At 33.4% G+C, this 16,901-nt stretch carries 18 protein-coding genes and 2 pseudogenes; 17 read left to right on the top strand and 3 right to left on the bottom strand.

Annotation, left to right across the window (positions count from 1 at the left end):
• Positions 1–58: 58 nt before the first annotated feature.
• Both U860_RS0129930 and U860_RS0129935 read left to right on the top strand, forming a co-directional pair.
• Positions 59–364 carry a DUF6442 family protein gene (locus U860_RS0129930; protein WP_025151355.1) on the top strand — a complete coding sequence of 102 codons (306 nt, stop codon included), beginning with the start codon at positions 59–61 and terminating at the stop codon, positions 362–364.
• 3 nt (positions 365–367) lie between these two features.
• Positions 368–574 carry a helix-turn-helix transcriptional regulator gene (locus tag U860_RS0129935; RefSeq protein ID WP_000651002.1) on the top strand — a complete coding sequence of 69 codons (207 nt, stop codon included), beginning with the start codon at positions 368–370 and terminating at the stop codon, positions 572–574.
• Between the two features lie 292 nt (positions 575–866).
• Here U860_RS0129935 and U860_RS0129940 read toward each other — a convergent pair whose 3' ends face one another.
• Positions 867–2,297 carry an IS4 family transposase gene (locus tag U860_RS0129940; protein ID WP_025151356.1) on the bottom strand — a complete coding sequence of 477 codons (1,431 nt, stop codon included), beginning with the start codon at positions 2,295–2,297 and terminating at the stop codon, positions 867–869.
• Positions 2,298–2,550: 253 nt separating this feature from the next.
• Between U860_RS0129940 and U860_RS0129945 the strand changes: the two genes are divergently transcribed.
• Together U860_RS0129945 and U860_RS34660 are read left to right on the top strand one after the other, a co-directional pair.
• Entirely contained in the window at positions 2,551–3,618 is a 1,068-nt protein-coding gene (locus tag U860_RS0129945) for an NAD(P)/FAD-dependent oxidoreductase (RefSeq protein WP_025151357.1), read from the top strand.
• Positions 3,551–3,889 carry a hypothetical protein gene (locus U860_RS34660; protein WP_081807004.1) on the top strand — a complete coding sequence of 113 codons (339 nt, stop codon included), beginning with the start codon at positions 3,551–3,553 and terminating at the stop codon, positions 3,887–3,889. Before U860_RS0129945 ends, U860_RS34660 begins: the two co-directional genes overlap by 68 nt.
• 339 nt (positions 3,890–4,228) lie before the next feature.
• Here the strand turns inward: U860_RS34660 and U860_RS0129955 are convergent, their stop codons facing one another.
• On the bottom strand, positions 4,229–4,978 hold the full coding sequence (locus U860_RS0129955) for a membrane protein (protein ID WP_025151358.1): 750 nt from the start codon (positions 4,976–4,978) through the stop codon (positions 4,229–4,231).
• Between the two features lie 1,311 nt (positions 4,979–6,289).
• On the opposite strand from U860_RS0129955, the gene U860_RS0129960 reads away from it, so the two are divergent.
• From U860_RS0129960 to U860_RS0129995, 8 genes are all read left to right on the top strand, one after another.
• Positions 6,290–6,976: a response regulator transcription factor gene (locus U860_RS0129960; RefSeq protein WP_025151359.1), complete on the top strand. Its 687-nt coding sequence runs from the start codon at positions 6,290–6,292 to the stop codon at positions 6,974–6,976.
• Positions 6,973–8,049, top strand: a complete 1,077-nt coding sequence (locus tag U860_RS0129965; protein WP_025151360.1) for a HAMP domain-containing sensor histidine kinase — start codon at positions 6,973–6,975, stop codon at positions 8,047–8,049. The genes U860_RS0129960 and U860_RS0129965 overlap by 4 nt, the downstream gene beginning before the upstream one ends.
• A 287-nt stretch (positions 8,050–8,336) precedes the next feature.
• Positions 8,337–9,098, top strand: coding sequence for an ABC transporter ATP-binding protein (locus U860_RS0129970; RefSeq protein ID WP_025151361.1), 762 nt, complete (start codon positions 8,337–8,339; stop codon positions 9,096–9,098).
• A gap of 16 nt (positions 9,099–9,114) precedes the next feature.
• Positions 9,115–10,947 carry an ABC transporter permease gene (locus tag U860_RS0129975; protein ID WP_025151362.1) on the top strand — a complete coding sequence of 611 codons (1,833 nt, stop codon included), beginning with the start codon at positions 9,115–9,117 and terminating at the stop codon, positions 10,945–10,947.
• Positions 10,948–11,405: 458 nt separating this feature from the next.
• A complete protein-coding gene (locus U860_RS0129980) occupies positions 11,406–11,702 on the top strand; it encodes a hypothetical protein (protein ID WP_025151363.1) in 297 nt (98 codons plus the stop codon).
• A gap of 1 nt (position 11,703) precedes the next feature.
• The gene (locus tag U860_RS0129985) at positions 11,704–11,889 is read left to right on the top strand and encodes a hypothetical protein (protein ID WP_025151364.1); all 186 of its coding nucleotides are present in this window, start codon (positions 11,704–11,706) and stop codon (positions 11,887–11,889) included.
• Between the two features lie 100 nt (positions 11,890–11,989).
• Positions 11,990–13,171, top strand: coding sequence for an FtsK/SpoIIIE domain-containing protein (locus U860_RS0129990; RefSeq protein WP_025151365.1), 1,182 nt, complete (start codon positions 11,990–11,992; stop codon positions 13,169–13,171).
• Complete coding sequence (locus tag U860_RS0129995; protein ID WP_025151366.1) at positions 13,110–13,727, top strand: replication-relaxation family protein; 618 nt, start codon at positions 13,110–13,112, stop codon at positions 13,725–13,727. Before U860_RS0129990 ends, U860_RS0129995 begins: the two co-directional genes overlap by 62 nt.
• 1 nt (position 13,728) lies before the next feature.
• On the opposite strand, the gene U860_RS0130000 is transcribed toward U860_RS0129995, so the two are convergent.
• Positions 13,729–13,953 (bottom strand): helix-turn-helix transcriptional regulator, encoded by a 225-nt coding sequence (locus tag U860_RS0130000; protein WP_025151367.1) that lies wholly within the window; start codon positions 13,951–13,953, stop codon positions 13,729–13,731.
• A gap of 389 nt (positions 13,954–14,342) precedes the next feature.
• Here U860_RS0130000 and U860_RS0130005 point away from each other — a divergent pair, with 389 nt between their 5' ends.
• The 5 genes and pseudogenes from U860_RS0130005 to U860_RS0130025 all read left to right on the top strand — a co-directional run.
• The gene (locus U860_RS0130005) at positions 14,343–14,687 is read left to right on the top strand and encodes a dUTP diphosphatase (protein ID WP_162791026.1); all 345 of its coding nucleotides are present in this window, start codon (positions 14,343–14,345) and stop codon (positions 14,685–14,687) included.
• A 178-nt stretch (positions 14,688–14,865) separates the two neighbouring features.
• The gene (locus U860_RS36160) at positions 14,866–15,036 is read left to right on the top strand and encodes a hypothetical protein (protein WP_205206381.1); all 171 of its coding nucleotides are present in this window, start codon (positions 14,866–14,868) and stop codon (positions 15,034–15,036) included.
• A gap of 613 nt (positions 15,037–15,649) precedes the next feature.
• Positions 15,650–15,859 (top strand): annotated as a pseudogene (locus U860_RS0130015) (hypothetical protein); the annotation flags it as partial.
• Positions 15,860–15,947: 88 nt separating this feature from the next.
• Positions 15,948–16,106 carry a hypothetical protein gene (locus tag U860_RS35715; RefSeq protein WP_162791027.1) on the top strand — a complete coding sequence of 53 codons (159 nt, stop codon included), beginning with the start codon at positions 15,948–15,950 and terminating at the stop codon, positions 16,104–16,106.
• Positions 16,107–16,636: 530 nt separating this feature from the next.
• A pseudogene (locus tag U860_RS0130025) lies at positions 16,637–16,901 on the top strand (IS6 family transposase); the annotation flags it as partial.

The following is a 16,901-nucleotide window of genomic DNA, read 5'->3' on the forward strand; positions in this document are numbered from 1 at the left end:
TGTCATAATGATAATAAAACTGTACAATAAAAATATAATTAATAAGGGGGGACTAATGATGCAAAAAGAAGAGATATTAAGAAAATACAAAAAAATGGGGATAGATGAACGTAAAGAGCTTATAGAATTAGATTCATCTAGTTACGGCTTAATAGCTGTACTTGTTTTAATCCTAATCTTTGGTTCTTGGAAATTGATGCACGGTATTAAAAGTTACGAATTAATTTCAATTTTTTCTGGTTATATAGCTAGTACAAGCTTTTATAAGTTTAAAAAATTGAAAGCACAAAAATTTCTTATTGCAAGCATTTTAGCAATAATGAGTACAATTGCAAGTGCCATAGCTTTCTTTCTGGAGGGATAATAATTGAAAGATGAATTAGTACTGCAAAATCGTTTGAAAGTCGCAAGAGCTGAGAAAAAAATATCACAGGGAGAATTAGCTGAAATGGTAGGAGTATCTAGGCAAACAATTAGTTCTATTGAAACAGGACAATTTTGTCCAACTGCAAAGTTAGCATTAGTACTTTGTATAGCGCTAGATAAAAAATTTGAAGAACTATTTTATTTTTGATTAATTGGTGTACTAGGAGTCACAACAAATCCCTATCAATCTAGTTTTTTCATTATCCATAAAGTAAAAAACGTTATCATTTCTGTATATTTCTACAAAAAGAATAGCGTTTTTTTCGTTTTATGGATACACTTTTTTAGCTTGATGGCGATGTGGCGGTACCCCATCGCTATCAAGCTAAGCTTATGCAAAGTCCATTTTAGGCGAAATTGTTTCTTTTTCTAAAGGGCAAGTGTAGGTGATTGAAAGATTTGCATACGAAATAAACCCTAACGGGTTTCACTTTTTTGAATTAAGCGGCTTGATTATCAGACAGGGTACAATTGTAAACGACACCTAATATATCAAAGACCGTTTTTTTCTCATATCGATGAGATTTCCGCCCGTTTTGCTGTAGGAGATTGAACAGGCGAAGTAACACCTTTGATAGCTCTTGGGTGTTTTTTTGTATAGTTTGGAATAGAAGAAGAAAATAGTCTTTAATCATATATATGGCTTTATACTCGCTAAGCTCTCGTTTTTTCTTCATGAGGAGTAATTGGTGCATTTGAAACATGATAGAAGAACAGAGTAGTATGGCAATCAATTGACCATATAAATGGCACTCCAATCGTTCTGGTTTTATCCTTTTACAATGATGTATGTGAAAGAATGACTTCCACGTTTTAAATAAAATTTCGATTTGCCAACGCAATGAATACCAGTCATGTACCTGTCCCATTGGGACAATATCTGTAGGGGTGTTTGTCATATATACATTGATACCACTGAGTCGTTTACTTTGAGGAGAATACTTCATTCCTTTCTTTTTTTCTCTTACAGCTTGATCTTGTAATCGTTTTTGTTGCTGTTGTTTTGTTAATCGATGAACAATTACACGAGCTGGCACTTTATCAATCATTCCTACATAAGCATCAGCTATTTCACATGTTTGTCCTGGTTGAAGGGAGTTCATTAACGTCTCCATATCTATCTGTATATACTCTGTACCTTTCTTAATTCTTCCATCTTGAAAATAATCAGGGCTAGGATTTTTTTGATAAATACGTGTATTCGACTTGATACGAGAGATATAGTAGGCCTCTTTATCTTGTATATATTGAAGGTCTTTTAAATGAAAATAACCTAAATCTCGGATACATAAATCATTCGCCGTCACAGTTGGGGCACACAGAGAGCCGTAAGTGCGATCATGTTCTTTACCTGGACCTGTATGAATATGTAGGAACTGTCCACTTAACAAATCATACTCAAGTTGAATTTTTATCCCAGCTGTATGGCTGCATCCTCCTGCACCTGGATAAACCGATGAAAATACATCCGGGAGTTGAAATGCAGTTGAATCTAAAATACGAATACGCTTGAAAACAGAAGTGTATGGAGAAGAAATCGGCATAGATGCGGCCAATTTTTTGCTTAATAGTTCGGCTAGTAGGTGTTGTAAAAGTTGGACGGCCGCCTTATTAAATCGTTGATTCAGTCCCTCAGGACTGATAAGTACTGCTGTTGATGCTTCTAAACAGCTAGATAATTGAGTTAAAGAAGTCATAGCTACATTTTGGTTCACCCATACACATAAAGCTATTAAATCTTTTGCTTGGTACTTACTGGTTCGTTGTACAAAACCAACATCTCTAGCAAGATTCCGTAAGGTATTTGGAGATAAAAAACTTTGAATCTCTTGAGCAAATAGTTGTAATTCATCAGACACAGAAACAGACATAAAAAACGCCATCCTTTCCTATGATTCTACAGAAAGAATAGCGTATTTTTTCATTTTAGGGGCATTTCTTTTTATTAGCTTGATAGCGATGTGGCGGTACCCCAAATAGAGTTTTTACAGAATGTATTTTGCAAATAATTGGATAAAAATCCCTTGATATGTGAGAAGGAAATGCTATAATGAATGAAAACATATGAATATATGAATAATTATTCATATGTTATTTTGAAAAATAGGTGGTGAAGGTGACGATATGCTAGATATTGTTGTGATTGGTGCTGGGCAAGCTGGGTTAAGTATGGGTTACTATTTGCAACAAGGGGGCTATGATTTTGTAATACTTGATGGAGAAAAAAGAATTGGAGATTCGTGGAGAAACAGGTATGATTCTTTAATTCTATTTACACCTAAATCATATAGTTCACTGCCAGGGATGAAATTAGAAGGAGATGAAAATGCATTTCCTACCAAGGATGAAATTGCAAACTATCTTGAAATATATGCTAGTCATTTTTCGTTACCAGTACAGATGGAAACAATTGTACATAAAGTGCAAAAAATAAAAAATACATTTGAGTTATCTACTGATAAGGGAGTATTTCATTCCAAACATGTCATCATCGCATCTGGCGCTTTTCAGAAACCATTCATTCCTTCAATTTCTAAAAGTCTTCCACAAGAGGTGTTTCAAATTCATTCTTCTCAATATCAATCACCAGAGACGATTCCAGGTGGCCCTATCCTCGTGGTAGGGGGAGGAAATTCTGGTACACAAATCGCAACTGAACTTGCGGGAAGTCGCGATGTAACCATTTCTATTAGCCAACCATTTAAATCTTTACCACTTAAAATCATGGGCAAAAGCATTTTCCACTGGTTAGAAAAGGTGGGACTCTTATATGCAGGAACTACTACAAAGCGTGGATCATGGTTTCAACAACAAAGTGACCTTATTTTTGGATTTGAATTTAAAAAGTTGATACGCAAGGGGAATATAAAAATCCACTCAAGAGCGATACAAGCACAGGAAAGAGAAATAACTTTTAATGATAGAAGCAAAATAAGTGTGCAAAATATTATATGGTCAACGGGTTTTGTTCCTGATTACAAATGGATAGACATAGAAGGAACTTTAGATGAAAAAGGATTTCCTCTTCATAAAAGGGGGGTGAGTCCATGTCAAGGGCTATATTATATTGGATTACCGTGGCAACATCAAAGAGGATCAGCACTTATTTGTGGAGTGGGGAAAGATGCTGAGTTTTTATACTGGTCAAATTTCCCTTCCAGATTATCAATTATATTCCCATTCCTCAGATGAAGAAAATATAGAAAAATTATTAGCAGGACTTCGTACAGATTTGGATGAATTCCATGATATTGAGATCCAAACATTGATGCGTGTAGGTGAAATTCGAATGGACATCGCGTTGCGGATGTTACTACTAGATTATATGGAGAGTTTAAAAGACATATCTATTCCAACATTTCCATCACGAAATATTAAACAAGTTTGTGATATATTGCGAATGGGTAATAAACATCGGTTAACAGGTAGTTTTTTTGAACAACTTCACAATCTTTTAACGTGAAATGGAAAATTAGAATTTGTAACTTTCTCAGTCATTGTGGGAGTTAAACAAAAGGCTATTAAAACAATTAAAGTATTAGCTTACAGGGACAATATATTAATTCCGATGTTATGAATATTCAAATGTAAATTTAGTGTATTTTTAAATAGAAAAACGTTGCCTCTTCTTGCAAAAATATAAAAAAGGCAACGTTTTTTCTTTATTATGATAAAAGGTAATTAGTCCTGTGAACTACTCACCACTTCAAGCTTTGCTAAGTGGCGAGTAGTTCACAGGTCACCCTTGAATACATTTCCACTTAATTATAAGAACTAAAAGTATAGTTGGTTTTTTTTGTAATTATTTTTCTTCATTAGTTTCTTCTGTTTTCTCTTTAGATAAAAACCAACCACCTAAAGCAATAAGAAGCATAACAGACCAAAAGATTGACTTCCAAATTACTCCTTCGACAAAATCATGAGAAACAATGTGCACGGATGGATGAGAAAGGGTATGCATTAATAACTTAACCCCAACCCAACCAACTAATAACATTGCGGCTTTTTCAAGACTAGGGCGTTTTGTCAATAACTTAACGAAGAATCCTGCTGCATATCGAATTACAATTAAACCCGCTATTGCACCTATTATAATAACAATAAATTTAGCACCATCCATACCACCAATTTCACCCATAGACGTATCGGGCAAGTCAATGACAAGAGCTACTGCTGCTAAAATAGAATCAACAGCGAATGCGATATCTGCTAATGCAATTTGAGCAACAGTCATACTATAACTTTTTCCTTTTTTCTCTTTTTCTCCATTGTCTTTTTTGAGTAAATGTTTTAAAGCAATGAAAATTAAATAAGCGGCCCCAATAGCTTGAACTTGCCAAACGTGGAAAAGGAACGAAATAATAAAAATTGCACCAATTCTAAATATAAAAGCTAATAGCAAACCAATATTAATAGCTTTTTTTTGCTGTTCTTCTGGTAAATGCTTTGCTATTATAGCTAAAACTAAAGCATTATCAGCAGATAACAGACCCTCTAAAAGAATCAAAATAATTAAAACCCATCCATATTCTAATAATAAAGATAGTTCCATAGTATCCTCCTAAAAATCATTTAATACATTTTATTATGTAAATAACTTGTCCTTTTCTTTTTCCAATATTGTCCCATTATAACTATTTTCTTATTCAATTCTTCTGTCCTTTTAGTTTAAGCCCAATCCTTCACAACCACATGTATATTTCAACTTAAATTTCCAGTTTTCTTTAAAGGGGTTGTTCAATTCTATATCTAATACTTTTCCGCTTAACTTAGATTCAATGACATAGTGACCCCACATAGCAAAAAAAGAAATCTTCCCCAGTTGAAGATGTCTTTTTTTGCACTTTCTCTAGATGCTAATGATATTATTTACAATTCCCATACCAATTGTTGAATAGATTATGTTTCCATGTTAAAAGAGCAGGCAAAGTTTTTTAATGCTCGTTATTAGTTTTTGTATGAAGTTAATTTCGGATAATTGATTATTGTATTCTTCTAATTGGATTAGATATTCATAATCAATTTGCAACAACCAAACTTCATTTTTTCAATGTACAATGGATTATAACAATTACTAACAATCGCATAAAATCCATCTGCAATCATACCAACTTTTTATCTGTTAAGAAACTTTGCACCAGCCCCTTTTTGGGCTAGCTTATATATCTTTCTAAATTCACGAATTTCCTTACCGATATTATTTAATGTAATGCCCACCCTAAAATTTTCTATAAATTACTATGGGCTCTTATAATATAATGCCTATTTAACGAAGAATAGACTCCCTCTTGGATTATTGGAAGTTAAATCTAATATTTTACTATATTTTTAGCTGTTGTTAATAAATACCATTATAATAAGAAGCTAATAGTGAACATTTCAAGAGTGGCCATATATTCTTCTGACCAAACTGCTGTATAAAGCTTAAGAATTCTTAAGAACTTTTGTCCCTTTTTCTTAAGGTTTGGACTCTAGAGTATGATTATGAATTCAAAACAGTGGGGTGACTAAATATGAAAATAATTCACTTCCTTATTTCTGTATATGATGAACTGAAAATCAGTTGGTGCAGCCCTTCCAAGTTCAAGGTTTCTTGGGGATGAATTGATTGAAGGAACTGATTTGAAGAAAGTAAATTATATTTTCAAATATGGACCAAGTACAGGTGTATTCATAGGAAACTTATTAATTGTATATGGTTCAGCAGTAAATATTGAACAAAATATTAGGGGAACGATATCACTTATATCCATAATGTTATTTCTTGTCTTCCATTGTAAGTTTACAATAAAGAGAAGATGGAAATGTTTCACCTGCTTATGTCTTTAGTTGTTCAATACGAGAAAAAATGTGGAGGAATAATATGGAGTCAAAAATTCTTATTGTTGATGATGATAAAGAGATTAGAAATCTTATTTCTGTTTATTTGGAAAATGAAGGCCTGAAAACTCAAAAGGCAGAAGATGCTATTGAAGCTTTACAACTGTTAGAAGAAAAGGAGTTTGATCTTATAATATTAGATATTATGATGCCTAATATGGATGGTATTGAAGCGTGTATGAAGATTAGGGAAGACCGCAATATGCCTATCATTATGCTATCTGCAAAATCAGAGGATATAGACAAAATTCAGGGTCTAGCCTCTGGTGCCGATGATTATTTATCAAAACCGTTTAACCCGTTGGAGTTAATCGCTAGGGTAAAATCCCAATTAAGAAGGTTTAAAAAATACAATACGTCAATAGATCATAATAAAAGCATCCTAGAAATTGGTGATTTAACCGTGAATACAGATACACGTCAAGTATGGGTAAGGGGAATGGAAACAAGGCTAACTCCAAAAGAGTTTGATATACTCGAACTACTTGCTCGTAACAAAGGAATTGTCCTCAGTGTGGCAAAAATATATGAAGCAGTTTGGAAAGAGGTTTTTTATAAATCAGACAATACCGTCATGGTGCATATTACAAAAATAAGAGACAAAATTGAAGAGGATTCTAAAAATCCTATTTATATTAAAACTGTTTGGGGAATTGGATATAAAATATGAAGAATGTTAGTTTTAGAAATAAGATCATTATAAAACTTCTTGTTGCTGTTGCAGTTAGTTTTTTTGTTGCGTTTGGTTTAACAATCCTTATGTTGCTATTCGTCATAGATCCATTATTTAAAAAACACGAAGATTTTGGTATGTTTGAATTCAATTTATCATTGTTATTCTTATTCTCGTTCGCAATTTTTAACTTTATAGTAATTTTTTTGATATTGGTTCGAAAGAAAATAGCATATTTGAAGCTCATTTCTGATAATGTGAATGATATTGCCAATGGAAAACTGGGTTTGACAATTGGGATTATGGGGAAGGACGAATTGACCCAACTTGCTCAAAATATCAACTATATGTCCATGGAATTGGAAAATACATTTGAACAGGAAAGACGATTAGAACGTACAAAAAATGAACTCATAACTAACGTATCTCATGACTTACGCACTCCGTTGACATCTATTATCGGCTATATAGATTTATTAAAAAGAGGGCAATACGACAGTAAAACACAATTACAGGAGTATCTCGAAACCACATATTTAAAATCACAGAGATTGAAATATCTAATAGATGAACTATTTGAGTATACCCGTTTATCAGGCATCGATACTAAGTTAAACTTTAATGAAGTTGATTTATCAGGTTTGTTAGAACAAATAGTTGGAGAATACATTCCTATATTTGAAAAGGAAAGTTTAATCGTTCAAAAATCAATCACGGAAGAAACAATACCTATCTTCATAGATGTAGAAAAAATGGTACGTGTTTATGAAAATCTGTTTATGAATGCGATAAAGTACAGCATGAAACCATCCGAATTATCCGTATGTCTTGAACTAATAGGTAACAAAGCAATTTTGAAAGTATCAAATAAAGTCGAGAAGCCGCCTGTTAGCGATCCTAATAAATTGTTTGAAAGATTTTTCAGGGGTGATAAGGCAAGAAAAAATGATCAAGGAAATGGACTGGGACTTGCTATCTCAAAAAGAATTGTTGAACTTCATAATGGTAATATACATGCAGAATATAAAGACGGCTGGATGTCCTTTATTGTTGAACATCCAATCAAATAGAAAGGCTTATGGAATTACAGGTTCCATAAGCCTTTTTTTTATAAAACTTAAGAATTCTTAAGGATTTTACGGGGTGTTTCCTAATTTTCATAGCTTATCATGTATGTATTCAAAGCGATGAGGAGAGTGGAGAAATTAAAAAAAGAAAATTTTCTTTGCAGCTCTCAAGTGGATACATCGTGACAGTCTCATGGAAAAGATGGATGCAACATGACTATTTTGTTAAAAGCAAATAAGAATAGCATCATATTTTAAAGAAATAAAAAAACAAACGTAGGAGGATATATATGATAAAACCAGTTGTAGATGTAAAAAACATTCAAAAATTGTACGGTAAAAAAGGTGAGAATCAATCACATGCGTTAAAAGGTGTATCATTCTCAATTCAAGAGGGGGAGTTTGTAGGTATTATGGGGCCATCTGGTTCTGGTAAAACAACATTATTAAATGTAATTTCAACTCTTGATAAAGCGACAGGCGGCGTTGTTGAAATTGCAGGAACGGATATTACGAAAATGAAGCAAGGTGAGCTTTCTGATTTCCGTTCACAAAAATTAGGATTCATCTTCCAGGATTTCAACTTATTAGAAAACCTGTCTATTTATGAAAATATCGCACTTCCACTATCTCTTCAAGGTGTTCCATCACGTAATATTGGACCCAAAGTCGAGAAAGTAGCGGGTATGTTAGGAATCTCAGAAATACTTCAAAAGTATCCATCTGAAGTATCTGGTGGACAAAAGCAACGTTCGGCAGCAGCACGTGCGTTAGTTCATGAACCAGCAATTATTTTAGGGGACGAGCCAACAGGAGCTCTTGATTCTAAAAATGCAACGAGTTTACTTGATGCCATGACAAGCTTAAATAAAGAGCAAGGTGTATCCATTATGATGGTTACGCATGATCCTTACAGCGCAAGTTACTGTCAGCGTATTTTATTCATTCAAGATGGTGAGTTATATAAAGAAATTCATCGCGGTGGTACCCGTGAAGAATTCTATAAAGAAATTTTAGACGTGCTTGCAAACTTAGGCACACAAAAAGCGTAAGGAAGGAAGTTCAATCATGTTATTTAAGCTTTCTATGTCAGGCCTAAAAAGTAAGTTGCAAGATTACATTGTTTTACTTGTTGGTCTTATTGTCTCTATTTCAACTTTTTATATGTTTCAAACGCTAGCATCCAATAAAACGTTCCTTGAATCTAACTCTTCTATTGGGGATATTGTGTCTGTATTTAAAATTGGTTCCTTTTTGTTAGCGGTTATCACATTTTTCTATATTTTATATGCAAACTCTTTCTTATTATCTCTTCGTCAAAAAGAGTTTGGTATGTATATGATGTTAGGAGCAAAAAAGCATACAGTTACATTCCTAATGTTTCTTGAAACAATTATATTAGGTACGGTCTCTCTTGTGATTGGGATTACAATTGGTGTAGGACTGGCAGAAGGTATCGGACAATTACTAATGAAACAGTTGGAATTTCCTGGTGAAGGATATCAAGCATTTTATATTCCATCTATAACAGTTACATGCATATTCTTCTTTGTACTATTTGTACTATCAGCAATTATGAGTAGTATAAAATTAGTACGTTTTTCCGTATTACAACTTGTACATGCAGATGCACAAACAGAACGGGTCGCGGTAAAAGGAAAAATGACTGTTGTAGTTGCATTCCTTGGCTTAATTTTGTTAGGTATTGGTTATGCATCACTGATCTATATTCCAAGAGCGGGAATGGCTGCTATTGGATTAATGGCCATTGGATTGACCACAGCAACCTTTGGTACTTACATTCTATTTGGATCACTTCTCCCAGTTATGGTTAACAAGTTAAAAAGTAATAAAAAACGTAGTGAAAAAGGCCTGAATGCTTTTACTTTTGCACAATTGAATTTCCGTATGAATAGCCTAGCAAATGTGCTTGCAACAGTAGCGATGTTAGTGGCCCTTGGAGTTGGCGGGATTGCTAGTGGTATGGCATTTAAAAACAACGTAATAACAATGGTTAATGGTATTACAATTTACGATTCGGTTGTTCATAATCCAACAGCTGAAGAAAAGAAAATTTTGAATACTATCTTATTTACAGAGAAGCTTGAATATCATTACAAAATAGATGGTCAGTCTATTTACTATTTAAAAGATGATTTAGAGAAAAATCGTCCTTTAGTAGCAAAAAATGGAAGTGATAGAGAAGATTATGGGAAAACAAAGAGAGTATCAGAAGAGCTGCCAATTGGTGAAAACGTGAAGAAGTCACCGCAACAATGGGGTGAAGCGTTCCAAACAATCCAGCCATATTATATGTATCCTGATCATGAAATAAAAATTGTAGACAAAAACATGTACCATAGTATAAAGGGCCGAGAAAGTACTGTGTTTATTGGGAAAACAGATGATTTTAAATCATATTTAAAAGAATGGAAACAACTTGACGAATTACAGTTAGCGAAATATACAAGTATAAAACCTGAAGAACTGAAGAGTAAATATCGAATGTATAATTCTATTCATGGTATGTCCAGTGGATTAATGTTCATGGGCTTTTTCGTCGGAATTGCGTACTTAGCAATGATGGCAAGTTGCCTGATGTTTAAAATTTTGTCTGGTGCATCCAAAGATTGCACACGTTATCAAATGCTTCGTAAAATCGGTGTACGCCGAGAATTATTAACACAATCGATTTATAAGGAGTTATTCTTTGTGTTCTTAGTCCCAGCAATTGTTGGCATTGTTCATGTATTAGTTGGTATGAACATGTTCGGAGTCATTTTGATTGATCCATATTTCCGTATTTGGTTACCAATTGTTATTTTCGTAGTGATTTACTCGATTTATTACTTTATTACAGTTCAATTGTATAAAAGAATTGTGCTTCCGAAAGAAAATTAATGTAATGATATTATTTATACGAAATATCAACATAATCTGACCCCATTTATTGATCATGCTGAATGGGTTTGGAAATAATAAATGGACTAGCACTACGATTCATAAACAATTGGTTCTAGTGTAAAAACTCTAAAATTATATCGTTTACCTAAGAACGGACTATTTCAATAGTCTGTTCTTTTGCGTTCGTAAAGACATGTGTAAGTAGGTTCACGCAAGGACCTTCACTAGAAGGGGTCGCTATACATGCCCATCAAGCTAAGGTTGGGCATTTCATGAACTTTCGTTCTTGTTGCCTACATGCTTGATATTTTGTTTATTTGTTTCTAAAAATACGCATTTTTATTTTTTTAATTTGGAAGGCGTATTTTTGTGCTTTTTTAAGGGACAACTTCAAAAATTCGGATCACCATCATATGTATTTAGTGTAACTAGAAATCTATATGGATGGTGAGAATATGAACCAATATCAAATGTTATACAGCACTCCGTATCTCTACTCTTCAGAAACACTCAGGCAAATGTACAAAGGAACCAAGAAGGAAGATAACATTTGTGCAATACGAGAGCACATGCTGAGACATGAAGTATACCTGGATCGGCAATACCGAGGTTATTATTATTTAAGTCAAAAAATTGAAGAGGATCTATATGGTAATGAACAGACTGTCTCCTGGAATGAGTTATTAGATGAATATCAACTTTTTAAAGATGGTAAAGGGAATTTGTCCATTAAACCAAAAGGATGGGGTTAATATGACAATCATTGGAGAACTAGGCATTGTATATGGCTTGACAGGAGCTTCAATTTTAGGAATAAAAATGCTGAAGAAGAAAGGTCTTTATCTTCCAGATTGGTTGCTACGTGCGGGTCTCAAATGTTTGCTGATTGGGAGTGTTTGGTACGTTCTAATGGATATACTAGATGTATTTCTACGCTAGTATTACATCTGGTAGTTGAAAGTAATTATAACAGTGCACCTTAAACAGTTTTTTCTAAGCTTCCATACAGGCTCAACTACCTTAAGGAGGTATGGAGGGAATGTTGTCGCTTTTATTAATCCCAGCAACCTTTATAACTGTAGCTTATTTTTATCAAAGTAATGGAATGAGTGATAAGAAAAAAATTGCAACGTTTTTTGAAATTGCAAAGATATGTGTTCAACATAAAGGTGAATTACAATACCCCATTTTTATAAAAGAAATTAAAGATGAGATAAGTATGAATTATGTTTACAAGTTACCACTTGGTGTACCTAGTCAACTTATCCAAAAGTTAGCCGAAGTACTAGAAGAAGGCCTATATAAGCCTGTTAAAATATCGTTTCACCAAAGAGAGCTTCATATTCGAGTATTTAGCCAACAAATACCTGAAATGTGGAATTGGTCTAAGGATCTATTAAAAGAGCATACATGGAGAGTTATGGTGGGGAAAGCGTTAGATAAATATGTATATCATGATTTTGAGAAAACACCTCATATGTGTGTAAGTGGAATGACTCGTTTTGGAAAGACAGTATTCTTAAAAAATGTGATGACTAGTTTAATTTTACAACAATCTCAACATGTGAATTTTTTTATTATCGATCTGAAAGAAGGGCTAGAATTTAGTCCTTACAAAGAACTATCCCAAGTTGTAGAAGTAGCTGAAAATCCGGAACAGGCGTTAGAAATGTTGGCTAAAGTACGTGAGAAAATGGTTAAACAAATTGAAGTAATGAAGAAGTCCTATTTTACCAATATCATAGACACATCAATTAGGGAACGTTGCTTCATCATCGTAGATGAAGGAGCAAATCTTTGTCCTACACAAGGATTACCAAAAAAACAACGTGATGTATTATTTTTGTGCCAGGAGATGTTATCTGAAATCGCAAGGATCGGTGGAGGTTTAGGGTTCCGGCTCATATTTTGTACGCAATATCCAACCTCTGATACATTACCAAGACAGATCAAACAAAATGCTGATGCGAAAATAGGCTTTCGATTACCAACAGCGGTGGCTTCACAAGTTGCTTTGGATGAACCAGGTCTGGAGGATTTACCTTCTCTTCCAGGAAGAGCATTGTTTAAAACAGATCGTACTGAGGAAATTCAGGTACCTTATTTAAAGGATACTGATATGTGGGAGCTGTTAAAGCAATATAAGGTGGTGAAGCAAAATGAGACATCAAACACTCAAACAGAAAGCGAGACAAATCGAGATTTTATCCACTTTGAGTAAGTTAGATTTTGCAACCAGGAGGCAATTACAAGCCATCCACTGTCTAGGGAGCATTCGAAACGCAAATCGTGTATTAAAGGATCTACATTCATATTGTCACATTACAAAAATGGCTCGTGAACACGTATATTATTTAAACAAAAAGGGGCGGGATTTATTAGGCATTACAAAAGAAGTGAAGAAAAGTAGTCAATTACAGCACATATTAATGCGAAACGAAAGCTGGATGTGGCTTGGATTTCCAGAATGGAAAACAGAAAGATCTATAGAGTTTTCAATCAATGGTCAACGGCATCAGATTATTCCTGACGCAACCTATTTTGAAAATAATGTTCCCCATTTCGTTGAAGTAGATCGTATGCAACATATGAAGGCAAATGAACATAAAATACAGTTATATGGCCATATAACAGATATCTACAAAAGACAGAACGCTATTGTTCCAGTAATTATCTTTTTCACATTATCAGACTATAGACAATCAAAGTTAGAGCAATATGCTATAAAGCAAAATGTGTTTATGAGAACATTTGTGATGGAAGATGTTTTTAGTTAATTTACGCCCAGAAATCAGTAGAATCTATACTTTTTCCAGTTAATTTTCTTAAAGCCTTTATAATACGATTTGAATTTTTAGTTGTCGGCGATACGCTGTCCAAACTACACAATCGACTGACAGTAGAACGGGTTACACCACTTTTTGAAGATAGTTCTTCTTGTGTAATTTTGTGTTTATCTAAAAAACGACCTAAAGCTGATCTAGGTTTAGAATACCAATTCATCAAATTCACTTCCTTATGTGTTTTACTTACAGTTTGTCCAATAATCCCATTTTTTAAAAGTCACTGAAAATAGGAATTTTATTAATAGTTGAGCATAGTATTAAATAAGAAATAAAAATAAAAAATATGTAATAATTTTGTGGAATCTAGCATTCATAGTAATAGCTACAAGTTGCTGATACACTATCCTAATGGCAACTTGTTGCAAAAGGTATTCCTATAAAATTAAAAGCTTAAACCTATTGGTACACAAGGGTTTAGGCTTTTCTTAATTTATGGAGTAATGAAAACGAGCTTAATAAGTTAAGAGATTTTATATTGTTCAGTGGTCGAATATTGAAGAAATGTATATAATCTCACATACCATAAATATAATAAAAAAGGTTCTGGTGCAAAAACGTCGATCCCAACGCGAAGTGATACTCGAGGAGTATGTGGACGGATTCCATTTCATTTTGTCATTGGGGTTGTATATAGAGTATGACCGCTACATTGACGAAATAAAAAATCATTACAGAAGTAACTCTCATAATTACAGATACAGTTCACTAACAAAACAATTCATTATGATTTATGATGCAGCTTTAAACTTTGCTATTCGTGATGCTTTATATAAAAAGTTATTTACATTGTATTTATGCCTTGGTGACATGCTAGGATTCACACACGCAGAAATTGGACAAGCTTACATAAAAAAGAATGAAGTAAACCACCAATGCCAGGATTTCTCCTAGCATCAATAGAGGTTATGTCGTATGGAAAACTTGTTGTTTGCACCTTGATTATATAGCGTTTGCGAAACACAAGGTGAGAATGACAGCAATCTTTACAAATGTTTCACGTGAAACTCATATATTTAAAATTATTGATAAGTACTACACTTTGAGTTTTATTATAAAAGGAGAATGAGGTATGGCTTTCAGAATAGAGGAAATTAAAACATACAAAACTGTTGTTATTTGTGATGATTGTGGGAAAGAGGAGACTCTACGCACAACGAATTGTCCGCCTAGTTTTGAAACTAAAATGAATGGTGCGCTATCAAAGGGGGACACATTCAAAGATATAGGGAAGCAATTTTAAAATTACTGTAGTGGTTGCAAAGCGAAACATAAATGATTTTTAACAAAGGCGTTATTTAGGAGAAATGGAATGAGTCTAAATGTGTTTCAGCTAGCCCCGAACATAGCATCAATAATAATGGAAAAGAAGGGGTAGAAAATACTTACAAGTATAAAAATAACAATAGCAAAATTCCTCTCTATACCTTTTGGAGCAAAAATAATTAAAATCAGTGATACAAATATTAAATAATTTAAATTACTATCAGATCTATAAAAATTGAAAAGTACGATAAGAGTTAACAAAACTGAAATGAAACTAAAACATTTTCTCATTACGTTATCCTTTCTTGAAAAAATGAATTATACAGATTAAACCATAATTAAAGTGAATTGAAGTAAAATTTTAACAAAATCCCTATTTTTTATTAAAAACTGCCCTTGTTGAGGGGGCAACAAGGGCAGGACAGACATATGGATTTGCAAGGGGTAATCTGCAAAATCTTATAAATTGTAACATTAATATATACCTAGAGTAGTTACAAAAATGTAACAAAATCGTTATTTTGGAGAAAGAGGATTATCTGAGATGAGTTTCAGCTAATCCCGGACCAATCATAGAAAGGAGAATGTATATGCAAGCGAAGACAATGCCTAAAATTATTAAACCAATAAAAGCGAATGTTTTGGCTGTACCTTTCGGGGCAAAAATAGCTAAAACAATTGAGATGGGTATTAGAATTAAAAAAGGACCGGCAAAATACAGATTGAAAAATAAGAATGCAGTTAAAAACATTGAAATGAAACCAAGGTATTCCCTCATTACTTTATCCTTTCTCGAAAAAACAAATTATACAGATTATAATATATACAAAGTAAATCAAAGTGAGTTTTCAATAAAAACGCTATTTTAGTAGAAAGCAAGGTGATGGAATGAATTTTATGTATGTAATTTACACATTAGACACTTTTGCTCGAAAAAGTAATGTAGGTGTAACAGAAACTGAAGAAGCAGCAAAAAACTCCATTATTGGTTTGATGAAGAACGGATTAATTGTAGGATATGAAAAAGTAGAAGTGTGGCCATCATAAAAATTTCATTTTGTCACAAATAAAAGAGCAGCTAGCAAAAGCTAACTGCTCGGCTGGTTCTCCAAGGGGGAATGGAGAACGGCTAGGGACTTCATTAAATGAGTTCTGGCTATCGCCTACCTATATTATTGACGGAATATTAAGTTTTATTCAGATGAACAGAATGAATATATGTATAAATTTTAAACTGAATTAGATAAAAAATAACATAGTTACAGCGTAGCAAGATAAAACTGAAATGACAGAAAACATGGTTTTAAGTTTTCGGCGTTCTTGTTTATTCTCGGTAGCAAACGAAATATATTTTCGTACTCCAAATGCTAATATCCAAGCGCCAAATGTTAATCCAAATACCCCAACAAAAAACTGAGGATTTGGAAATGAAGTATGATTCATAGCAGATTAAAGTACAGTTTTAATGGATAAATAACAAAATGTTGTTAAAAGGGAGCAATAGGAGCAATAGGTTCTATTGCAAAGTTTTCTATATGAAGCTACACTCTAGAAAACAGGATCTAGGAGAATCAGACATGAGATATTTTAAAGGAAAACAATTCAAGAAAGATATTATTTTAGTAGCTGTCGGCTACTACTGCCGTTTTTTTTTAAGTTATCGCGATGTATCTGAAATCCTGAAAGAACGTGGTATTTCAGTTCACCCAACAACCATCATGCGATGGGTTCATGAATATGGCAATCTCATCTATCAAATTTGGAAAGTGAAAAATAAATCTGCACACTTATCTTGGCATTTGGATGAGACTTATATCAAAGTTAAGGGAGAATGGCGTTATC

It is taken from the genome of Bacillus sp. H1a (assembly GCF_000633475.1).
Lineage (GTDB): Bacteria > Bacillota > Bacilli > Bacillales > Bacillaceae_G > Bacillus_A > Bacillus_A paramycoides.

Coding starts and splice junctions, on each gene's coding strand:
- U860_RS0129990 (WP_025151365.1), top strand. CDS start 11,990: ATGTTGTCGCTTTTATTAATCCCAGCAACCTTTATAACTGTAGCTTAT.
- U860_RS0129940 (WP_025151356.1), bottom strand. CDS start 2,297: ATGTCTGTTTCTGTGTCTGATGAATTACAACTATTTGCTCAAGAGATT.
- U860_RS0129945 (WP_025151357.1), top strand. CDS start 2,551: ATGCTAGATATTGTTGTGATTGGTGCTGGGCAAGCTGGGTTAAGTATG.
- U860_RS0130000 (WP_025151367.1), bottom strand. CDS start 13,953: ATGAATTGGTATTCTAAACCTAGATCAGCTTTAGGTCGTTTTTTAGAT.
- U860_RS0129960 (WP_025151359.1), top strand. CDS start 6,290: ATGGAGTCAAAAATTCTTATTGTTGATGATGATAAAGAGATTAGAAAT.
- U860_RS35715 (WP_162791027.1), top strand. CDS start 15,948: ATGAATTTTATGTATGTAATTTACACATTAGACACTTTTGCTCGAAAA.
- U860_RS0129975 (WP_025151362.1), top strand. CDS start 9,115: ATGTTATTTAAGCTTTCTATGTCAGGCCTAAAAAGTAAGTTGCAAGAT.
- U860_RS0129970 (WP_025151361.1), top strand. CDS start 8,337: ATGATAAAACCAGTTGTAGATGTAAAAAACATTCAAAAATTGTACGGT.
- U860_RS0129980 (WP_025151363.1), top strand. CDS start 11,406: ATGAACCAATATCAAATGTTATACAGCACTCCGTATCTCTACTCTTCA.
- U860_RS0129965 (WP_025151360.1), top strand. CDS start 6,973: ATGAAGAATGTTAGTTTTAGAAATAAGATCATTATAAAACTTCTTGTT.
- U860_RS0129995 (WP_025151366.1), top strand. CDS start 13,110: ATGAGACATCAAACACTCAAACAGAAAGCGAGACAAATCGAGATTTTA.
- U860_RS0129985 (WP_025151364.1), top strand. CDS start 11,704: ATGACAATCATTGGAGAACTAGGCATTGTATATGGCTTGACAGGAGCT.
- U860_RS0129955 (WP_025151358.1), bottom strand. CDS start 4,978: ATGGAACTATCTTTATTATTAGAATATGGATGGGTTTTAATTATTTTG.
- U860_RS34660 (WP_081807004.1), top strand. CDS start 3,551: ATGCTGAGTTTTTATACTGGTCAAATTTCCCTTCCAGATTATCAATTA.
- U860_RS36160 (WP_205206381.1), top strand. CDS start 14,866: ATGGCTTTCAGAATAGAGGAAATTAAAACATACAAAACTGTTGTTATT.
- U860_RS0129930 (WP_025151355.1), top strand. CDS start 59: ATGCAAAAAGAAGAGATATTAAGAAAATACAAAAAAATGGGGATAGAT.